Annotated in this window: 1 protein-coding gene and 1 pseudogene; both read right to left on the bottom strand. The window is 61.1% G+C overall.

Going from position 1 to position 796, the window contains the following annotated elements; translation table 11 throughout:
• On the bottom strand, positions 1-401 hold a 401-nt coding region (locus tag AC5ZG1_RS44070; protein ID WP_496136524.1), incomplete at its 3' end, for a histidine kinase dimerization/phospho-acceptor domain-containing protein.
• A gap of 42 nt (positions 402-443) precedes the next feature.
• Positions 444-575: pseudogene (locus AC5ZG1_RS44065) on the bottom strand (hypothetical protein); the annotation flags it as partial.
• Positions 576-796 lie beyond the last annotated feature (221 nt).

Here is a 796-nt window from a genome sequence, read left to right as displayed (position 1 = left end):
TCGACATGGCACAGCCACAATCCTTCACTGGTCCACACCTTGACCCGGCATGCCTCCCCAACGGCCTTGCGAATGATTCCCTGGAACTCGGAAACAAGCTGGTTTGCGTTGACCGGACTCGGATTCAATATCTGCCGGCGCGAGAAGGCAAGAAGCTGCGCGGTCAGCTTTGCCCCCCGATCGACAGCACGCCGCGCAGCCGCGGCGAAGTGCCGGATCTTGCCGATATCATCGCCGGCCTCGATGAGTTCGAGGTTCGCGGAGACCACCGTGAGCAGATTGTTGAAGTCGTGCGCGACGCCGCCGGTGAGCTGGCCGACGCTCTCCATCTTCTGGCTCTGATGAAACTGCTCCCTCGCTTCGGACAATTCGTGCTCACGGTGCTTCAGCGCATCGGCCATGGCGTTGAATGCCCTGGCGACCCGCGCGATTTCCGAATTGCCCGGGATGTCCACACGCCGGCCGAATTCGCCGAGCCGCCATCGGTTCGCGGCGTCAACCAATTGTGCAAACGGGCGCTGGATGAACCGTTGGGCGCCCCACGCCGTCAGGATCAAGACGATCAGGGCGCTCATGAGGATGAACAACAGGTCGCGCTGCGTGCGATGTTCGATCTTGGTGAAAGTCTGCGCCTTGCCGAGGCCGTAGCTGACAAGAAGGTCTTCCCCCACAGCGGCGAATCCGACAGTTCTTCGCACGCCGTCAACGTTCACCATATCAGCTACAGTCCCGTTGGAGAGCGTCGGATCTTTGCCGGCAGGCAGCTTCTTGCCGACGAACAGGGCATTGTCAGGAT

Source organism: Bradyrhizobium sp. Leo78 (genome assembly GCF_059512425.1).
Note: the sequence above shows the minus strand (reverse complement) of the source record. Positions and strands in the feature narration are given on the sequence as shown.